The sequence below is a fragment of the Rhodoplanes sp. Z2-YC6860 genome (assembly GCF_001579845.1).
Lineage (GTDB): Bacteria > Pseudomonadota > Alphaproteobacteria > Rhizobiales > Xanthobacteraceae > Z2-YC6860.
Genome location: NZ_CP007440.1, coordinates 7113875 through 7132114, shown reverse-complemented (window position 1 = coordinate 7132114; position 18240 = coordinate 7113875). Strand labels below are relative to the sequence as shown.

Genomic DNA, 18240 nt, shown 5'->3' with positions numbered 1-18240 from the left:
GCCGGCGGGTCAATCCGGGATCATATTCCTATAGAGGAACAGGCAGGCGCTTCCAGACAAACCGAAGCGTGCCGCCATTGGGCAGCCGGACCAGGGACCGCAAAATGCGCCCCATCACTTCGTCCGCGGGACGAGTCTGCTCCTACGCAGCCAGCTGGGATTGAGCAGCCTTGCTGAATTCAGTCAGGTTCAGTTCGCCGGCCGGCTGCGGCTTGCTGAGATAGTAGCCTTGGAACTCGTCGCAGCCCTCCCGCCGCAGGATCTGCAACTGTTCGGCCGTTTCCACGCCTTCGGCAACGACTCCGATTTTGAGTCTCTTGCCGAGCACAATGATGGCCTGAACGATTGCGAGCGAGTCCTCAATCTTGGTTTGCGCTCCGTTCGCCGACGCGCTGAGCCCATCGACGAACGAACGATCGATCTTGAGTTTGTCGAACGGAAAGCGTCTCAGATAGCTGAGAGAGGAATAGCCGGTCCCGAAATCGTCGAGCAGGATCCGGACTCCAAGTTGCCGGAGCTGATGCAAGGTGGCCAAGGTCTTGGCGCTTTCCTCGAGCAGCACGGTCTCGGTGATCTCGAGCTCCAGGCGTTCGGCGCTCAGTCCCGAACCCGCCAATGCGCTGACGATCATCTCCACCAGATTGCCCGTTCGAAATTGAGCCGGCGAAAGGTTGACGGCCAGACGGATCTTTTCGGGCCATTTCGCTGCAGTCGCGCAAGCGGTTCGGACCACCCACGCACCAAGCTCCGAAATCAGACCCGCTTCCTCCGCGATCGCAATGAATTGGCTCGGCGGGACGTCGCCCAGTCGTGGGTTCTGCCAGCGGGCGAGCGCCTCGACGCTCACGATCGCGCCCTTGTTGTCGATCACCGGCTGATAGTGCAGATGCAGTTCGCCCTTGGCGATGGCCAGGCGCAATTCAAGCTCCAGCAGCCTTCTTGTTTCGAGGTGCTCACGCATCCCGGCGTCGAAGAACTGCCAGCAGCCACGGCCGCTGGCTTTTGCGGCGTACAACGCGATGTCGGCATTCTGAAGCAGCAGGTCCGCGTCCTGGCCATCTTTCGGCGCCAGGACGATGCCGTTGCTTGCCCCGATATCGATCTGGTGCTCGTCGATCACGTAGGCCGCACTGATCGTCTCCGTCAGCTGCCGCGCCAGCGTCGCGGCGTCGTCGGGGGCCTTGCAGGTCAGTTGAATGACCGCGAATTCGTCGCCGCCCAGACGCGCAACCAGGTCGCCGGGGCCTGCACATTGGCGCAGGCGCGCACCGATGCTCTTGAGCAAACGATCGCCGATCGGATGCCCGAGCGAATCGTTCACCGCCTTGAAGCCATCAAGATCGATACAGTGCAGCGCGAAGGCCTTGCGTTCGCGGAGCAGTGCATCCAACTGCTCGCGGAATCGAACGCGATTCGGCAACTCGGTGAGCTGGTCGTGGCTCGCCATATAGGCCACCCGGGCGTCAGCCCGGCGCCGATCGGTTTCATCTTCATACACAGCGACCCAGCCGCCATCGCGCATGGGCTGACGGGAGACCGCGATGATCCGCCCGTCTGCCAATTCCTCGAACTCGGCATTGTTGTCGAGGACGTCGGGGTGGTTCGACACATACGCTGTACCGGTTATCTGCCGGCGATATTCGAGGATGTCGTTCCAGTGTGTCCCCGGCCTCGCGAGCCGTTCGGGCAGGCCAAACATTTCGGCGTATCGCGCATTGCAGACGGTCAGGCGCTGATTGGCGTCGAACATGCAGAGACCATGCGTCATATTGTTCAGCGCCACATCGAACTGATCGATGACGGTTTGCAGCTGGACCTTGCTCTGGGACAGCTCCACCGCGTGCTTTTTGAACACTTCGACGGCCCGCGCCATATTCCCCACTTCGTCGCAATCCGACCGCGACGGCACCTCTTCGATTCGTTCTTCGTGCGCCAGGCGCATCATGAAGCTCGTAATCCGTCCGAGGCGCGATAGCACGCCGTGGGTGATCGTCAGGCCGAGCGGACCGATCAGGACCAGGGCGGCAATCGCAGCCAACACGATCCAGACGATCATGAACTGCGCACTTTTAAGCAGAGTCGCCAGGGTGGCATCCGCAAGCTTCATCTGCTGCTCGCGAAATCGATCAATCAGATGCTGAAATTCGTCTGCCGTCGCAGCGTGCCGGGCGGCCGACTCCAGCGCCTGGTCCTGAGCGAAGTTATAGGCGTAGAACATCACCTTCTCGCCGGCGGCCGTGAGCGCCGGCAGCTTTTGCGACAATTCGGCCTCGATGGATTTCGAGCCGGCATCGGTTTCAGAGGCGAGGAGCTCGTTCGTGAGATCGGCGAGTTGCGCGCTGCGTTCGCGTCTGGCCTGCTCGCTGGCGCGCAGCCGTCCGCGATCGACCTCCGCGGGTGCCGTCTCGACGATACGGCGGTATTGCTCCAGCAGAGTCTGCAACCGCGTCGAGCGTTCAAGACCCGGGAAGCCGCGTTGCGAGACGCTCAGAGCCGCCGCCTCGGTGATGCGAGCGAAATGGAAAGCGGAGCCGGACAGTGCAGCCACAGCGAGTGCGGAAAGCGCGGCGACGCAATAGAGTTTGAATGCGATTCCGACGCGCCGCCCAGTTCCGCCCGGATTCTTGAACAGCCAATTCATTCGAGCACTTTCGCGGCCACGTCGGACGTCGCGTCGATCACGCTCTTCATCTCGGGCGTAGGCTCGCCCAGCACCACCAGGCTGAGCCTCTGTTCGATCGGCTCATCCAGCGCCAGTTCCGGAGCCTCCGCACGTCTCACAATGCCGGCCTGTGCCAAGCCCAAGGCTCCCGGCACCTGGAGGACAATCTTGACCACTTGCGAACTGATCTGGACATGGATGGCGTCTCCCGCGTCGATCTTGCCGCCTTCGAGCAGCGTATTCTCGACCGACGCTTGCACGCCGCCGCCCTCACGAACCATCACCAGCTGAATCGGCAAGTCGCTTCCGCCGACTTCGCGCCAGGTTTTGATCTTTCCCTGCAGAATGGAGCGGAGCTTGTCTCGGGTGATCGTCCGCAGCGGATTGTCCGGATGAACCGCAAAGGCCATTTGGACTCGGGCAATCTGGAATACTTTCAGACGGTCAAATGGCGCGTTTGGAAGCACGGTCTGAAGTGTCTGAACCTCGGTATCAAGCGGACCCGAGATCATGGCGAACTGGGCCGTGCCTTCGAACAGCGCCTGCAAGCCAAGACTGGACTTGTTAGGGACGAGAACGAGTTTGTGCCCGGACGCCGCTTCGATGGCCTTTTTCTGAGGAATCATTAACCGACTGCTGAGCGTCGTTGACCCCTGCAGAGTGAAGATGTCGGCATGCGCCGGCGCCGCCGCCAACATGGCGCCAGCCAAAAGGATTCTCCCGAGAAAGGAGGCTTTGGGACTGAGGGGCCGCATGGGCGCAGCCTAAAAGAATGAGCTTATCGCCGCCTTTCAAACTGTCTTCAAATGACCAGCAGATCGTAACGATTGGATAACCGTGATCGGCATGGGCAGGACTTCGCTCGGACACCCACGAGCGGCATTGGGCTTGCCGCGGTCTCCTGACGGCATCCACGTTCGATCGTATTGAGTAGAGGATCCCAGCATAGGCCGCAATTATGCCGCAAGATATCTGATGACTCTATCGATTATGATATTTGAGTTTCTTTTTTGGAGTATTTGATGATCTTTGACGCGTTCGATCCTGCACAGATTCAAAGTTCAAATTCCTTTCTATCGTGCAACCCTGCGTACCTTTATGAAGATGGGGGCTATTACGACAGAGAGACTCCACTCTCGAACTTGCAAGACGTGTATTCGCGTCTCGGGGGATCGATCAAAGTTGTTGCTCAGCTTTCGAGCGCTCACGAAGCGTGCCGGCCAATGCCGGCCCATATCGCCGGACCGGATAAGAAATTTATCGAGAAGACTATTTCCCATTATCAACAGTTGAATGAAAATCGCCGGCGGCTCGCGCCGTCCATGTTGGTCGAGATCAACAACGCGGTCATTTGGAACAATTGCCTATTCGTCGTTTGCGGCGGTGAACTTCTTCGTCTTTATGAAATGCATCGCGAGCACGATCGTGCAGAGATGGCTTCCGATCATCTGGGCGCTGCCTTGGCTGCAGTCAGGAACAGCGTGGTGATCCATCCCGATTCCAACGTTCTCTTCTCGGGATCGATCGGTTCGTTCAGCTACGGTCACTGGTTGGTGGACGATTTTTGCAGGCTGGCGGCCATTCCGCATCTCACCACTTCGATCGCCCCCATGTCTGTCGTCATGTCGGAAACGGGGGCTCATATTGACGCAATCAGGAAGGAGGGCGTGCTGGCCGCTGGCCATGGGAGAACGCTGGGGGAAATCCTGTTTGTCGACAAAAACGAAGCCCACTTCTTCCCGCGTCTATTCTACGTCACGCCTGCGACTTATCATCCGTTTCTGAAACACCCTCAGTCGCTCAGAGCGAGCGCGGAAATCTGTCACCGGGCCTTTGCTCCTGGAGCATCGCACAGGAACTCGAAGCGGCTGTTTATAAATCGGGATGTGGCATACCGGCGTCAGCTTATCAATGCCGTTGAAGTCAAGGCGTTGCTTCACGCGCATGGCTATCAGGAGCTGTTTCCGGAAACGATGACGCTGCGTGAACAATGGGAGGCGTTCAGCTTTGCCACTCATGTCATCGGTATCATGGGGGCGGCCATGACGAACACTTTGTTCAGCGGTCCGGGCAAGAAGCTGCTCTATCTCGCACCTGATGGCTGGATTGAATCGTTCTACTGGAATTTGGCCGCCATGCTCGGGCAGCCGTACTCGGTCATTTACGGGGAGCCCATTGGAGAGTCACAACATCATCACATGAGTTCATTTCGCGTCGATTTGGCTCTGTTGTCGGATTGGTTGGACGCTACGCATTAGAGTGCGTGGCCGGCTAGGCCTCGAAGATGAACCGCGTGCCGACCGCTGAGTGCACGACCTTCTCACCCATCGCCTGCCGCGCGAGGTCGTAGAACCGGTCGCCGGTGCAATGCGCCGGAATGAGATGGTCGGGATCGATGTCCTGGAACGCCTTGATGGTGTCGCGGATGTAATCGTCGCCGAGCGGCGGCACGATGTGGAAGCCGCCGATCACGGCATGGACCTTGTCGATGCCAGAGACCTTCTGAGCTTGGTAAATCGCGTTGATCACGCCGCGATGGCTGCATGAGGTCAGCACCACCAGTCCCTTGCCTTTGACGTTGTAGACAGTCGCGATCTCGTGGTCGAAATCATCAGGAATGTACTGGCCGATGTTCTTCGCCGCCGGCATCTTCTCCGGATAGCAGCCGAAGCCGTCGAAAATGCCGACGATCTCCCGGGTCGGCAGCAGCGGCTTCTCGAACGAGGTCTGGCCGATCCGGCCGGTGGTGAAGGCGTGGTCGGCGACCAGCGCCGGCCCCTCCGACAGCATCAGTGCCAGGTCGGCATCCATGATCGCCCGGCGGTCGAGCGCGCCGAAATTGCCGCCGGCGTTCTGGCGCAGGCAGAACGCATCCTCGCCGCCGACGTAGAACGGCAGCTTGCCTTTGAGCTTGCCCTTGGTGGCTTCGAGAAATCCGACCATGCCGCCGAAGTGGTCGTAATGGCCGTGGCTCAGCACCATGGCGTCGAAGGCTGACGGATCGATCTTCAGGATCGACATGTTGTTGTTGAGCGTCTCGGCGGTGTAGCCGAAATCGACCAGCACGTTGCGCGTCTCGCCGCCCATTTGCGATTCCGCATGCATGGCAAGGCCCCATTCGGCATTCAGTGCCGCGTAAGGCGGAGCGTCGGGGCGTGTGTTGCCGCTTTTGCGCTCGATGGTGAGATCGCCGCGCTTCTCGTTGGGCACGAACTGGATCACGACATTGTCGGTGACGATCCGCACCGCCAGGCGGTCCACTGTGGGTACGTTGCGGCCGAGCGGCTGGGCCTCCGCGGTGCGCGCGGCGCCCGCCAGTGCTGCCATCATCGCGGAGACGAAACCCGCGCCGCCCGAGCAGAGCACGCCGAGCGAGGACGCATCCGGGATGCAGTTGCAGCCGCTGAACAACATGGGCGTCCTCCGATCGTTATATCCACCGCCGCGCCTGCGGATTATGCTGCGCCTCGGAAACGCATTAAGGGAAGAACCGGGGTTCAGCGATGATTCTATTGTCGAACGGGGGCACCAACATCCAGCGGGCCGGGACGCCTTCGGACACGATCCTGGTCGGCACCGTCGACGGCGTCGCGCTGCTCGGCAAAACCGAGCGTGGCTGGGCCGTGAAGCATCGCGCGCTGCAAGGCGTGTTCGTCAGCGGCGTCACGGCGCTCGATGACGGCACGCTGTTCGCATCGACGCGCGGCGTCGGCGTCGCGCGCAGCACCGACGGCGGCGCGAAATGGAATTGGATCAACGAGGGCCTCGCCCATCACGAATTCTGGTCCTGCCGCGCCGGCAAGCTGCAGGGCCGCGACGTGGTGTTCGCCGGTGCGCTGCCGGCGCATCTCTATGTCAGCGAGGACAAGGGCGACAGCTGGCGCGAGATGAAGGCACTTCGTGATGCCAAGACGGTGACGAAGTGGACCTTCCCGCCGCCGCCGCGCATCGGTCACATCAAGGACATCGTGCTCGACGGCGACCGGCTCTGGGTCGGCGTCGAGATCGGCTCGCTGCAGGTCTCCAACGACTTCGGCCAGAGCTTCACCGAGCTGCCGGTCGATCCAAATCCGCAGGAGTGCGACATTCATCGCATCCTGGTTCATCCGGCGCGGCCTAATCGCATTATCATCGCCAACGGCATCGTCGGCATGATGGCCAGCGAGGACGGCGGCAAGAGCTTCCAGCGCATGAAGATGCCAGCGGAGGCCAACTATCCCGACGCGATCGTCATCCATCCGGACGAGCCGGATCTGCTGTTCATGTCGGCGGGCGTCGGCTGGCCGGTGCACTGGTACGAGCTCGGCCGCGCGCGCGGCAAGATCTTCAAGAGCAAGGATGCCGGCAAGACCTGGGAGCGGTTGCTCGGCGGATTGCCGAACGGCCAGCGTGCGCTGTTCTCAGGCCTCACCATCGAGGCGCGCCGGGACGGCTATTCGCTTTATGCGGCCGACACCGACGGCCAGGTGTTCGAAAGTCTCGACGGCGGCAGCACCTGGACGATCATCGCCGACGTGCCGCCGGTGTCGAAGGCCGACTTCTACAAAGGATTGGTTCGCGACCGCGTGAAGCTCGCCAACGTCGACGACATCGTCGCCAATCCGACCGCGACCCAGCGCTGGCAGGAGGCCGGTAAGGCGATCTAGCGGTCCGGAGCTTGGACGTCGCTGCGCCTCATGTACGCTCCAACGTATGTGCTCTTGACGCATTATTTTGTTCTTGTTAAGTTCTGTTCTGTCTTGTTCGTTTGAGGACGTCGTCGATCGCGACACCGGATGATGGAGCAGGATGCGGCCCGCCGACAACGCGAGCCGCGATGGAGCGCCGGGAGGCGTCGGGCTCTTCGCACGGGCCCGCGCGCCCTGGGACCCCCACTGCCCTCAAAACTTTGGGTCCCGGAAGCTCGGCGTGCAGGTTGGCAGATCGCAATGCCGACCTAAGGAGGTTTCGCAAACCTCCTGGCGCCTCCCGGCGCTCCATCCCCTCATTTGGGGAAACGGAAAAAGGGAAGGGCGCTGGCCTCGCGCCTGATCGGAAGGGGCCGATGAAACACGCCTGGATGAATGTTGACGGGATGCGTTTAGGAGCGCGGGCTGTTTGACATGTGAATCGCTGATCACCACCGCTGGCCCCCAGGTGGTGTCATTGCCGGGCTTGACCCGGCAATCCATGAGCGGCTGCAGAGAAGGCAATCGTAAGTGCGTGCGTCGTTGCGCCACCGCATGGGCCCCCGGGCCAAGCCCGGGGGTGACGACCGCCTTCGTTGATCGAGGTGAGAATCCTTGCGCCGCCCGAAGACGAGACCGCCGATGCCACTTCGGTTTGAAACACACCAACGCGAAGCGAAACTCAGCCCTCGCCGATCTCCTTCAAGATCTCCGCCGTATGCTCGCCGAGCCGTGGCGCCGGGTGCTCGGACGCCATCGGCTTGCCGTCGACCACGATCGGCGTGCGGATGCCGGGGATGCGGCCGCCTTTGGCGAACGCGCTCGGAATGTCGAGCAGCATGCCGCGATGCTTGATGTGCGGGTCCGCGAACACCTGGTCGAGATTGTTGATCGGGCCGGCCGGCACGCCGACCGCCTCGAGCTTGTCGGCCAGGTCCTGCATCTTGAACGTCAAGGTCAGCGCCGTGAGCTTGCCGATCAGCTCGGCGCGGTTGGCGAGCCGCGACTTGTTGTCGATGTAGGCCGGGTCTTTCGCGAGCTCCGGCGCGCCGAGCACGCCGCAGAGCTTCTGGTACTGGCTGTCGTTGCCGGTGGCGATGATGATGTAGCCGTCGTCGGCAACCGGGAACACCTGATACGGCACGATGTTGGGATGCGCATTGCCGATCCGCTCCGGGAGCTTGCGCGAGGCGAGATAGTTCATGCCCTGGTTGGCGAGCACGCCGACGGTGGTGTCGACCAGCGCGGTGTCGACATAGCAGCCTGTGCCGGTGCGTTCGCGCTGCGCCAGCGCCGCGAGAATGCCGATCACCGAATACATGCCGGTCATGATGTCGGACACCGGCACGCCGGCGCGGGTCGGCTCGCCGTCCGCGGTGCCGGTCAGGCTCATGAAGCCACCCATGCCTTGCGCCATCAGGTCGTAGCCGGCGCGCGATGCGTAGGGACCATTCTGGCCGAAGCCCGTCACCGAGCAATAGATCAGCCGCGGGCAGCTAGGGGCGAGGCTCTTGTAGTCGAGCCCGAACTTGGCGAGGCCGCCGACCTTGAAGTTCTCGATCAGAATATCGGAGCGCGCCGCGAGCTTCTTCACGATACGCTTGCCGTCTTCGCTCTCGAAGTCGGCCTCGATCGAACGCTTGCCGCGGTTGGTTGCGTGGAAATAGGCCGCGCCGAGATGGCCGCCGTCTTTCGCCTCGATGAAGGGCGGTCCCCAGGCGCGGGTGTCGTCACCGGCCTTGCTGCGCTCGACCTTGATCACGTCGGCGCCGAGATCGGCCAGCACCTGGCCGGCCCAAGGTCCGGCCAGGATGCGGGCCAGCTCGAGCACACGAATACCAGACAACGGACCCGCCATGATGACTCCTTGGGCAGCGATTAACCAGATAAACCCAAGGAACCTGTGGCCCGGTGCCGCGATTTTGTCCAGTGCCGGCAAATGGCTGGCAAGTGGCTGGCATGCACCACTTGAACAGTCGTTTTTCGCTCAACATTTCCGATATGATCGGAAACGCGAATCCTCCTAGGAATGCCCAGGAATCATCTCCCGATGAACACGTCCTTTTTCGGCGAAATGCTGAACAGCATCACCGAACGCGGCCGCGCCTTGCTGGACCGCGCGCGAGACCGGCGGGATGTGGCGGCGGCGCGATCGGAAAGTCTGATCGATCTCTGCGAAGATCTGCTGTCGGGCCGCGGCGAAGCCTCCGGCGTGGCGCTGGCGACCGAAATCCTGGAGAAGTACTCCGAATTGACCATCGGCCCGCGCATCGCCTTCTTCGAGGCGCTGGCGACCCGCTTTGGGCCCGATCGTGAAGCGCTCGATGCCGCCATCAAGGCCTGGCAGGCGGCGCCCTCCGACGACACCGCGGCCGAGGTGCACGAAGCCGCCGAGTCGCGCCGGCAGGAGCTGCTGCGCCGATTGAATCTGGCGCCGGGCGGTACCGGCGCCCTGGTGCAGATGCGCGAGCAGCTTCTCGATGCGCTCGGTCACCGCAAGGACCTCGCGGCGGTCGACGCCGATTTCGTGCATCTGTTCTCGTCCTGGTTCAACCGTGGCTTCCTGGTGCTGCGGCGGATCGACTGGTCGACCCCGGCGATGATCCTGGAAAAGATCATTCGCTACGAGGCGGTCCATGAGATCGCGAGCTGGGAGGATCTGCGCCGCCGCATCGATCCGCCGGATCGGCGCTGCTACGCGTTCTTCCATCCGGCGCTGGTCGACGAGCCGCTGATCTTCGTCGAGGTGGCGCTGACGCGGGAGATTCCCGAAGCCGTCGCCCCGATCCTCGCGAACGGCCGCGAAGCCATCATGCCGGACCGCAGCAAGGTCGCGGTGTTCTATTCGATCTCGAATTGCCAGCGGGGGCTGGCCGGCGTGTCGTTCGGCAACTTCCTGATCAAGCAGGTGGTCGAGGAGATCTCGCGCGAGAACGCCAAGCTTCAGACCTATGTGACGCTGTCGCCGGCGCCGGACTTCGCGCGCTGGCTCGACCGCGAACGCAAGACCGACAACTCCAAGGCGCTGTCGCCCGACGATGTGGAACTGCTCAAGGGACTCGATCAGCCCGACTGGTGGCGCAAGCCGGAGCTGCACGAAGGCTTCAAGGATACGTTCCTGCGCGCCGCGGCCTGGTACTACCTCAACGCCCGCAACCGCCGCGGTCTGCCGGTCGATGCGGTGGCGCGGTTTCATCTCGGCAACGGCGCGCGGCTCGAACGGCTCAATTGGCTGGGCGATGTCACCGACAAAGGCCTCGCTCAATCCTACGGGCTGATGGTCAACTATCTCTACGATCTCGAGCATATCGAGAAGAACCACGAGGCCTATGCCGAAGGCCGCCGCGTGGTGGCCGCCAACGCCGTGCGCCGCCATCTGCGCGGCGCTGTCGGCGTGACCGAACTGGTGCCGGCGGCCGGCTGATCTGCGTCCGCCGGCCTTTCCAAAGCCCGCTGGCCGCTTCATGCTGCGGTCACGCCAATTTTTTGTTTTCCAAAAGCGCGGGTCGTGCCGATGAACCAGCAGTCCAAGATGCAAGCCGTTTTCAGCGACGAAGCGCTGGATATCCTGTTCCGCAAGGCGCGAAGCTTCAACGACTTCACGTCGCAGCCGGTCACCGACCAGGAGCTGCGCGCGCTCTACGAACTCGCCAAATGGGGACCGACGACGGCGAACTCGCAGCCGCAGCGGGTGGTGTTCGTGAAGAGCCCCGAGGCGAAGGAAAAGCTTGGGCCGTCGCTGTCGTCGCAGAACCGCAAGAAGGCGCTCAACGCGCCGGTGGTCGCGATCCTCGCCTACGACATGCGCTTCTTCGAGCATCTGCCGAAGCTGTTCCACAATCCCGGCGCGCGAAGCTGGTACGAGACCACGCCGGAGCAGATCCGCACCACGGCGCTGCGCAACGCCACGCTGCAGGGCGCCTATCTGATGCTGGCGGCGCGCATCGTCGGTCTCGATTGTGGCCCGATGTCGGGCTTCAAGAACGACGTGGTGGACGCCGCGTTCTTCCCCGACGGCCGTTTCAAGTCGAACTTCCTCTGCTGCCTCGGCCACGGCGATCCGTCGACACTGCCGAAGCAGGATTATCGTTTCGCCTTCGACGAGGCCTGCCAGATCGCGTGAGCGGTGTCAGCTCTTGCCGTAAACCGGCACGATGCCGCCGCGGGTGACGGCATTGTCGGGCGAGGCGAGGAACGCGATTGTTGCCGCGACCTCCTCGACCTTTGGCCAGGCCGCGAAGTCGGCGTTCGGCATCGCCTTGCGGTTGGCGGGCGTGTCCATGGTCGAAGGCGCGACCGCGTTCACCAGGATGCCGTCTTTCGCGACCTCCTCGGCGAGCGCGACCGTCATGGCGGCGACTGCGGCCTTGCTCGACGCGTAGGCCACCATGCCTGAGCCGCTGCGCCATTCCAGCGCCGGACGCGCCGCCACGTTGACGATGCGGCCGCCGTTATGCCCCATCGCCTTCACGGCGGCGCGGCAGCAGAGGAAGCAGGCGACGAAGTTCGTGTCGACCTGCTGCATCAGCTTCGCTTTGTCGGTGTCGACGACGCTTTGGGCGGCGAAACCGCCGGCGAGATGGATCGACGCCCAAAGCTTCGGCACGGCGCCATAGAACGCATCGACCGCAGCCTGATCGGCGAGATCCCCGACCGCGTGCAACGTGACGTTCTGCTTGTGCGGAAAGGATTGCGCCTCGGCCTCGTGCAGATAGCTGACATGGCACTGTGCGCCGGCCTTGATCAGTGTTCCCACGACGGCGCGGCCGAGCGCTCCGGTGCCGCCTGTGATTACGACATGACGGCCGGTGAAATCCATGATCAGCCTCGTCCCCGCTTGGCGCGTGTCGGCAGCACCTGGAATTCAAGCCAGTTCGCGACCTCGCCGGTGCGGAGCTTCTTCTCGAGCACGTTGCGGCTGATGCCGTGCCGCCATGACAGCCGCTTGTCGCTCGGGTTGCGGTCGAGCGTGTCGAGATCGCTGGCGAAGGTCTCGATGTCGGCGGTGTTGAGGAAGAAGCCTTCGTCGATCAGGCGCGGACCGATGCGGCGCACGATGGTCGCGACCTCTCGCAGCGGATATTCCGGATGATACTGCACGCCCCAGGCCGTGGTGCCGTTGTACTTGATCTCGGCGCTTTGCACGTCGGAGACTTGGTTGGTGGCGAGCACCGTCATGCCGGGCGCGACCGTTTCGACTTCGTCAAGATGCACGGTTGGCGCGTTGAACACCTCAGGCTTGCCGACATACATCGGATGCTTGCGGCCGGGCTCGGTGAGCCGGATGCCACGGCCGAAGCCGATCTCGCGGCCTTTCGGGTTCTTGCGCACGATGCCGCCGGCCGCGGTGGTGAGCACCTGAAGGCCCCAACAGCTGCCGAAGATGGGCGTACCTGCCTCGAGAATGGAGCGCGCGAGCTCGATCTGCCGCGTCACCTCCGGGCCGCCGTCATAGACATGCAGACCGGAACCGGTGATGGCGACGCCGTCATAGCCTTCGAGCGCTTCGCCGATCGGCAGGTTCGAGCCGGGGTCGCCCGGAAAGCAGATGTCCACGACCGCGCTGGGCAGAAGTTCCTGCAGAAGATTGGCATAACCCGTGCTTGCCACCGTGCCGCCGGCTGCCACGTGCTGAGCACGGGTTTCCGGCGAATTACCTTCCATGACGAGGAGGCGAGGGGCGGGCATCGGTCTTTCAGAGCAGCGGGCTTGTGTCCGTCATCTAGTGGACATTTGCGGCAAAGATGAGGGGAATATCATACCGCATGATCAACGAATGATTATACTGGTATGCCGGATTATCCGCCGGATGTGGGGCGGCCAAGGGGCGGCGATGCGTCACAAGTATTGTTCCGATGGGCTCAGGCGCGCCGCACTGGCGCTGCTGATCGCGACGCTCTCGCTTTTCACCCCAGCAGCCGCGAAGGCCCAATCCAGCGCGCTGGACGACCTCGTTTCCGCGGTGGTCCGCATCAAGACCTTCATCAATCCGGAAGGCAACTCGATCTCCAATCTCGGCCGCGAGCGCGAGGGCTCAGGCATCGTCATCGACGAAAGCGGATTGGTGCTGACCATCGGCTATCTGATGGTCGAGGCGCAGGGCGCAGAGATCGTCACATCCTTGGGCCGCACGCTGCCGGCCGCTGTCGTGGGCTACGATCACATCACCGGCTTCGGGCTCCTGCGCACGCTGGAGCCACCGAAGATCAAGCCGCTGCCGCTCGGAAAATCGGCCGACGTCAAGGAACAGGACCCGCTGCTGGTCGCGAGCTTCGGCGGCGCCGGTGCGGTGCTGCCGGTGCGCGTGGCGAGCCGCCGCGTGTTCGCCGGGAGTTGGGAGTATCTGGTCGAGGACGCGATCTTCACGAGTCCGCCGCATCCGGCCTGGAGCGGTGCTGCGCTGGTCAATCGTGAAGGCAAGCTTGTCGGCGTCGGCTCGCTGATCGTCGGCGACGCCAAGGGCGAGAACGAGCCGAGCCCCGGCAACATGTTCGTGCCGATCGATCTGCTGCCGCCGATCATGGGCGATCTCCTGGCCAGGGGCCGTGTCGCAGGTCCTGGGCGGCCCTGGCTCGGCGTCAATGCGCAAGCAGCTGGCGGCAGGCTCGTGGTCGGCCGCGTCTCGCCGGAAAGCCCGGCCGGCAAGGCCAGGCTCAAGCGCGGCGATGTCATCGTCGGTATCGGCGGTGTGAAAACCACGACGCTGGCCGACTTCTACCATCGGATGTGGGCGACCGGTGATGCCGGCGTCACGGTGCCGCTCGATGTGGAGACAAACGGCGGCTCGCGCAGGCTCGACGTGCCGTCGATCAATCGGCTCGATACGCTGAAGCTGCAATCGACGTTCTGATTGGTGGTGGCGCCGCGGACTACCCTTTACACGAAAATTTTACAACGTGCCTGCACTGGCGCCGGTCGAGCGATCCCGGCAAAGTATGCGCGCAACGAGGAAACGACCGGATGGCCTACAAGCTCTACAACGCGCCGCAATCGACCTGTTCGCAACGGGTGCGCTTCGTGCTCAACGCCAAGGGATTGCCGTTCGCCGAAGAGAAGCTCGATCTGCTCGCCGGCGATCAGCTCAAGCCCGAATACCTTGCCATCAACCCGAACGGCGTGGTGCCGACGCTGGATCACGACGGCAATATCGTGGTCGATTCTTCGGTGATCATCGAATACCTCGACGAGGTTGCGTCCCAGTCTTCGAACTTCACGCCGAAGGATCCGGTCAAGCGCGCGGCGATGCGTTCGCTGATGCGTTTCATAGATGAGATGCCGGCGGCCGCGGTGCGCGTGCCGACTTTCAACCTTGCCTTCCTGCCGCGCTTTGCCGCGATGAGCGAAGACGAGTTCATCGCGTTTGCCGAGTCAAAGCCGTTGCGCAAAGAGTTCATGCTGGCGATGGGCCGCAAAGGCTTCCCGCAGAAGGAGATGGATTCTGCCGTGACCCGGCTGCGCCGCAGCTACGAGCGCATGGACGAATCGATCGAGAGTAGCGGTGGGCCGTGGCTGCTCGGCAAGGACATTACGCTTGCGGATATCGCGGTGATGCCGGCGATCGTGCGGATGGCCGATCTCAACCGCGAAAGCGACTGGGCCGACCTGCCGCGCGTGGCGAAATGGTACGAACTCATTCGGGCACAGCCGGCGTTCAAGCCGACCTACTATCCCGGCTCGCTCTTGACCGAGCGCTTTCCGCATTTGCGCAAGGGCGCGGCTTAGGTCGCCCAAAGCCATTCCCACAAAGATGTGAACCCGGCGCATGGGCCTGCGTCGGGCGGGTGGTTGCCGGTCGGAGGTGCCGTTCCTAATTCGAGGCTTGCCTGGGGCAACACAGGATTTGGTTTCATGCAGATCGATTTGAACGGAAAGCGCGCCATCGTCACGGGATCGACGGCGGGCATCGGCTTTGCCATCGCAGCGGGGCTTGCTGAAAGCGGTGCCACCGTGGTGATCAACGGCCGCAGCGAAAAATCCAGCAACGCGGCGAAGGAGCGTCTCACCAAGAAATTTCCCAAGGCCAAAGTCGAGGCGGTGGCAGCCGATCTTTCGACTGCGGCCGGCGCCGAGGTCTTCATCGCCAAGGCGGGCGAGGTCGACATTCTCGTCAACAACATGGGCATCTTCGAGCCCAAGCCGTTTCCCGAAATTCCCGATGCCGATTGGCAGCGCTTCTTCGACACCAATGTGATGAGCGGCGTGCGGCTGTCGCGGCACTATCTGCCGGCGATGATGAAGCGCAACTGGGGCCGCATCGTTTTCATCTCGAGCGAATCCGGCGTCAACATACCGGTCGAGATGGTCCACTACGGCGTCACCAAGACGGCGCAGCTTGCGCTGGCGCTGGGGCTTGCCGCGACCGCGGCCGGCACGGGTGTGACAGTGAATTCGGTGCTGCCGGGGCCCACGCGCTCGGAGGGCGTGGTGGATTTCCTCGATAAGCTCAAAGGCGGCCAGAACCTCTCGCAGGCCGACATGGAAGCCAAGCTGATCGCCGAGGGGCGGCCGAGCTCGATCATCCGTCGCCTCGCGACTCCCGAAGAGGTCGCCAATATGGTGGTCTACGTCTGCTCGCTGCAGGCTTCGGCGACCACGGGTGCGGCGCTGCGCGTCGATGGCGGCGTGGTGCGTTCGGTGGTGTAGACCCGTTCCGGTCGCCTGGGATTGCCGCTACCATCTCCCAAAACTTCGGGAGGATTTGATGGAACGGCGGCAATTCATCACGCTTGCGGGTGGTGCGATCGCGACTTCTTTGTCGGCATGGCCGCTCGGAGCGCGAGCGCAGTCAGCGGATTTTCCCAATCAGACCGTCCGCATCGTCGTGCCGGTGACGGCCGGCAGCACCGCCGACATCCTGGCGCGCGTTGTCGCCGACAAGCTTGCGCCAATGTGGAATCAGAGCGTGATCGTGGAGAATCGCCCCGGCGTTGCCGGCATCTCCAGCGTCGCGAAAGGGCCGGCCGACGGCACCAGCATCATGATGACGTCGAACGGCCATTCGGCGGTCGGCGTTCTCAACAAGGGGCTTTCATTCGATCCGGTGGCCGATCTTGTCGGGGTCGCACAGGTCGCCGTCATTCCGCTGGTGTTGATCGTGCCGCTGACGCTTGAAGCAACCACGGTCAAAGAGCTGATCGCGCTCGCCAAAACGAAACCCGGCGCGTTGAATTTTGCCTCCGCCGGGCTCGGCAGCACCAGTCATCTAGCGGGCGAGGTGTTCAAGCGCGCCGCCGGCATCGACATTCGTCATGTGCCCTATCGCGGCGCCGAGACTGTGACGAGTGTCATGCGCAACGACACCCAGATGACCTTCTCGCCCGCGCCCGTGGCGCTCGAACTGATCAACACCGGCAAGGTGCGCGCCATTGCTGTCGTGAACAGCAGCCGCATTGCCATGCTGCCAAATCTGCCGACGTTTGCCGAGGCCGGCGCGCCGGAGTTCGATTACAACGCCTGGTTCGGATTGTTCGCGCCGCTGAAGACGCCGAAGCCGGTCGTCGACAAGATTGCCGACGCGACGAGGCAGATTCTCGAGACAGCGGAGATCAAAAGGTATCTCGCTCAGCAGGGCGCGGATGCAGCCTTCATCGCATCCGACAAGTTCGACGCGCTCGTCAAAGCCGACGCTGAGCGCTACGGCAAGCTGCTGGTCAATTGACGCGGCAGGCTATTTCACCGCCAACGGTGCGAGCCCGCTGCGCGCCCGCGCCGCATCCTCGAAGCCGTGCATGCCGAGCACCCATTGCAGCCCGACGATGGCGCCCTTCACCGGCTGGAGCAGGCTCAGCGCCAGAACAGCGATCAGCGTCGGCCAGATCAGCATGTGCAGCCAGGTCGGCGGCGCCCACTCGGTTTCCACCAGGAGCACCAATGGCACCACAATGTGGCCGACCAGCAAGATGACGATATAGGCCGGGAAGTCGTCGGCGCGCTGATGGTGTAGCGGCTCGCCGCAGGCCGGACACTCGTCCGCAACCTTGAGAAATGCCCGGAACATCTTGCCTTCGCCGCACTTCGGGCATTTGCCGAAGAATCCGCGCGTCATCGCCTGGCGGACCATGGCGGTGTTGGTGCCCGGAGTGACAACGGTATCGTCGGCGGTCATGTGGTGTTCCCGGATCGGCGCGATCGCGGGATAGATAGGCGAGGCCAGGCGCGAGCGCCATGGCCGGATCACTCCCGCGGCACATGACAGCCCACTGGAGCCGCAAAAAACCCGCCGGCTCGCACCGGCGGGTTTGGCATTGTCCGAAAAAGTCGCGAAGTCGCGCTCAGCGGAGACCGATCGCCAGACCGCTGAGGTCGAGGTTGAACTCGAGGCCGACCTGCTCGCCGCGCAGCGTCAGCACCGCGCCCTTTTCGTTGGTCAGCGTCACGACCTGCTTGCGGCCGGTGATGATGGCAGCGCCGGCGGTCGCCGCCGAATAGACGCCGGCCACATCGGCGGGGCTGCGAATGCGAGAAACGGTGCCGACGAGATGGGCTTCCGACGCGCCGGCGCTGAGGCCGACACTGAGGCCGCCGACGCTCAGCGGATAGGTGCGACGGCCGAAGCGGAGCACGCCTTCGCCGCCCTGCACGCCGACCACGAACGAAGCCTTGACGATCTTGAGACGGACGCTGCCGCTCGCCGCCTGCGACGCCTGCGGCATGCCCGCGATGCCGAGCGCAAGAAGCGCCGCGATCGCAAACCGGATGATGGAAATACGCATTTTCGCCTCCGAAGTTTAAGTGTCTGGTACCGCATCTGCGGACGCGCGAACCTTACCCGGCCGGCCGGTTCCCGACACGGGCCGGGGAGCCCGGCGCGTCAGGTTTCACGATCCGTTCTGGCCGGGGGTGCGCGATTTGGTCGCGCCTGTGGCCGAGGAGACACTGATGCTTCAGATCGTCTCTAAACTCGTTTCCGCG

At 63.0% G+C, this 18240-nt stretch carries 16 protein-coding genes; 8 read left to right on the top strand and 8 right to left on the bottom strand.

The annotated features are described in order from the left end of the window. Positions 1–142: 142 nt before the first annotated feature. A complete protein-coding gene (locus RHPLAN_RS33285) occupies positions 143–2641 on the bottom strand; it encodes a putative bifunctional diguanylate cyclase/phosphodiesterase (RefSeq protein WP_068027851.1) in 2499 nt (832 codons plus the stop codon). Then, positions 2638–3372 (bottom strand): substrate-binding domain-containing protein, encoded by a 735-nt coding sequence (locus RHPLAN_RS33280; RefSeq protein ID WP_198164607.1) that lies wholly within the window; start codon positions 3370–3372, stop codon positions 2638–2640. The genes RHPLAN_RS33285 and RHPLAN_RS33280 overlap by 4 nt, the downstream gene beginning before the upstream one ends. A 312-nt stretch (positions 3373–3684) precedes the next feature. Here RHPLAN_RS33280 and RHPLAN_RS33275 point away from each other — a divergent pair, with 312 nt between their 5' ends. Continuing rightward, positions 3685–4920 carry a glycosyltransferase family 61 protein gene (locus tag RHPLAN_RS33275; RefSeq protein ID WP_157100642.1) on the top strand — a complete coding sequence of 412 codons (1236 nt, stop codon included), beginning with the start codon at positions 3685–3687 and terminating at the stop codon, positions 4918–4920. A gap of 13 nt (positions 4921–4933) precedes the next feature. On the opposite strand, the gene RHPLAN_RS33270 is transcribed toward RHPLAN_RS33275, so the two are convergent. Continuing rightward, positions 4934–6076: an MBL fold metallo-hydrolase gene (locus RHPLAN_RS33270; protein ID WP_068027842.1), complete on the bottom strand. Its 1143-nt coding sequence runs from the start codon at positions 6074–6076 to the stop codon at positions 4934–4936. A gap of 89 nt (positions 6077–6165) precedes the next feature. On the opposite strand from RHPLAN_RS33270, the gene RHPLAN_RS33265 reads away from it, so the two are divergent. Continuing rightward, complete coding sequence (locus RHPLAN_RS33265) at positions 6166–7308, top strand: WD40/YVTN/BNR-like repeat-containing protein (protein WP_068027838.1); 1143 nt, start codon at positions 6166–6168, stop codon at positions 7306–7308. 703 nt (positions 7309–8011) lie between these two features. Here RHPLAN_RS33265 and RHPLAN_RS33260 read toward each other — a convergent pair. Next, positions 8012–9187, bottom strand: a complete 1176-nt coding sequence (locus tag RHPLAN_RS33260; RefSeq protein ID WP_068027832.1) for a CaiB/BaiF CoA transferase family protein — start codon at positions 9185–9187, stop codon at positions 8012–8014. A gap of 192 nt (positions 9188–9379) precedes the next feature. Between RHPLAN_RS33260 and RHPLAN_RS33255 the strand changes: the two genes are divergently transcribed. Continuing rightward, entirely contained in the window at positions 9380–10753 is a 1374-nt protein-coding gene (locus RHPLAN_RS33255) for a malonyl-CoA decarboxylase (RefSeq protein WP_068027825.1), read from the top strand. Positions 10754–10861: 108 nt separating this feature from the next. Beyond that, positions 10862–11452, top strand: a complete 591-nt coding sequence (locus RHPLAN_RS33250) for a malonic semialdehyde reductase (RefSeq protein WP_068032231.1) — start codon at positions 10862–10864, stop codon at positions 11450–11452. A 6-nt stretch (positions 11453–11458) separates the two neighbouring features. On the opposite strand, the gene RHPLAN_RS33245 is transcribed toward RHPLAN_RS33250, so the two are convergent. Then, entirely contained in the window at positions 11459–12148 is a 690-nt protein-coding gene (locus RHPLAN_RS33245) for an SDR family NAD(P)-dependent oxidoreductase (RefSeq protein ID WP_068027822.1), read from the bottom strand. 2 nt (positions 12149–12150) lie between these two features. Next, complete coding sequence (locus RHPLAN_RS33240) at positions 12151–13017, bottom strand: type 1 glutamine amidotransferase (RefSeq protein WP_068027819.1); 867 nt, start codon at positions 13015–13017, stop codon at positions 12151–12153. 145 nt (positions 13018–13162) lie between these two features. On the opposite strand from RHPLAN_RS33240, the gene RHPLAN_RS33235 reads away from it, so the two are divergent. The 4 genes from RHPLAN_RS33235 (at position 13163) to RHPLAN_RS33220 (ending at position 16987) form a co-directional block, all read left to right on the top strand. Continuing rightward, complete coding sequence (locus RHPLAN_RS33235; protein WP_198164606.1) at positions 13163–14179, top strand: S1C family serine protease; 1017 nt, start codon at positions 13163–13165, stop codon at positions 14177–14179. 110 nt (positions 14180–14289) lie between these two features. Beyond that, on the top strand, positions 14290–15051 hold the full coding sequence (locus RHPLAN_RS33230) for a glutathione S-transferase family protein (RefSeq protein ID WP_068027810.1): 762 nt from the start codon (positions 14290–14292) through the stop codon (positions 15049–15051). 126 nt (positions 15052–15177) lie between these two features. Next, on the top strand, positions 15178–15972 hold the full coding sequence (locus RHPLAN_RS33225) for an SDR family NAD(P)-dependent oxidoreductase (RefSeq protein ID WP_068027807.1): 795 nt from the start codon (positions 15178–15180) through the stop codon (positions 15970–15972). A 58-nt stretch (positions 15973–16030) separates the two neighbouring features. Further along, on the top strand, positions 16031–16987 hold the full coding sequence (locus RHPLAN_RS33220) for a Bug family tripartite tricarboxylate transporter substrate binding protein (RefSeq protein ID WP_068027804.1): 957 nt from the start codon (positions 16031–16033) through the stop codon (positions 16985–16987). Positions 16988–16996: 9 nt separating this feature from the next. Here RHPLAN_RS33220 and RHPLAN_RS33215 read toward each other — a convergent pair whose 3' ends face one another. Both RHPLAN_RS33215 and RHPLAN_RS33210 read right to left on the bottom strand, forming a co-directional pair. Continuing rightward, entirely contained in the window at positions 16997–17434 is a 438-nt protein-coding gene (locus tag RHPLAN_RS33215; RefSeq protein WP_068032229.1) for a DUF983 domain-containing protein, read from the bottom strand. Between the two features lie 166 nt (positions 17435–17600). Then, positions 17601–18041 carry a hypothetical protein gene (locus tag RHPLAN_RS33210; protein WP_068027801.1) on the bottom strand — a complete coding sequence of 147 codons (441 nt, stop codon included), beginning with the start codon at positions 18039–18041 and terminating at the stop codon, positions 17601–17603. Positions 18042–18240: the final 199 nt, after the last annotated feature.

Excerpts from the sequence above, each read along its gene's own strand:
- RHPLAN_RS33270 (WP_068027842.1), bottom strand. The coding sequence starts at position 6,076 with ATGTTGTTCAGCGGCTGCAACTGCATCCCGGATGCGTCCTCGCTCGGC.
- RHPLAN_RS33260 (WP_068027832.1), bottom strand. The coding sequence starts at position 9,187 with ATGGCGGGTCCGTTGTCTGGTATTCGTGTGCTCGAGCTGGCCCGCATC.
- RHPLAN_RS33210 (WP_068027801.1), bottom strand. The coding sequence starts at position 18,041 with ATGCGTATTTCCATCATCCGGTTTGCGATCGCGGCGCTTCTTGCGCTC.
- RHPLAN_RS33220 (WP_068027804.1), top strand. The coding sequence starts at position 16,031 with ATGGAACGGCGGCAATTCATCACGCTTGCGGGTGGTGCGATCGCGACT.
- RHPLAN_RS33240 (WP_068027819.1), bottom strand. The coding sequence starts at position 13,017 with ATGCCCGCCCCTCGCCTCCTCGTCATGGAAGGTAATTCGCCGGAAACC.
- RHPLAN_RS33250 (WP_068032231.1), top strand. The coding sequence starts at position 10,862 with ATGCAAGCCGTTTTCAGCGACGAAGCGCTGGATATCCTGTTCCGCAAG.
- RHPLAN_RS33245 (WP_068027822.1), bottom strand. The coding sequence starts at position 12,148 with ATGGATTTCACCGGCCGTCATGTCGTAATCACAGGCGGCACCGGAGCG.
- RHPLAN_RS33275 (WP_157100642.1), top strand. The coding sequence starts at position 3,685 with ATGATCTTTGACGCGTTCGATCCTGCACAGATTCAAAGTTCAAATTCC.
- RHPLAN_RS33230 (WP_068027810.1), top strand. The coding sequence starts at position 14,290 with ATGGCCTACAAGCTCTACAACGCGCCGCAATCGACCTGTTCGCAACGG.
- RHPLAN_RS33255 (WP_068027825.1), top strand. The coding sequence starts at position 9,380 with ATGAACACGTCCTTTTTCGGCGAAATGCTGAACAGCATCACCGAACGC.
- RHPLAN_RS33225 (WP_068027807.1), top strand. The coding sequence starts at position 15,178 with ATGCAGATCGATTTGAACGGAAAGCGCGCCATCGTCACGGGATCGACG.
- RHPLAN_RS33285 (WP_068027851.1), bottom strand. The coding sequence starts at position 2,641 with ATGAATTGGCTGTTCAAGAATCCGGGCGGAACTGGGCGGCGCGTCGGA.
- RHPLAN_RS33235 (WP_198164606.1), top strand. The coding sequence starts at position 13,163 with ATGCGTCACAAGTATTGTTCCGATGGGCTCAGGCGCGCCGCACTGGCG.
- RHPLAN_RS33215 (WP_068032229.1), bottom strand. The coding sequence starts at position 17,434 with ATGACCGCCGACGATACCGTTGTCACTCCGGGCACCAACACCGCCATG.
- RHPLAN_RS33265 (WP_068027838.1), top strand. The coding sequence starts at position 6,166 with ATGATTCTATTGTCGAACGGGGGCACCAACATCCAGCGGGCCGGGACG.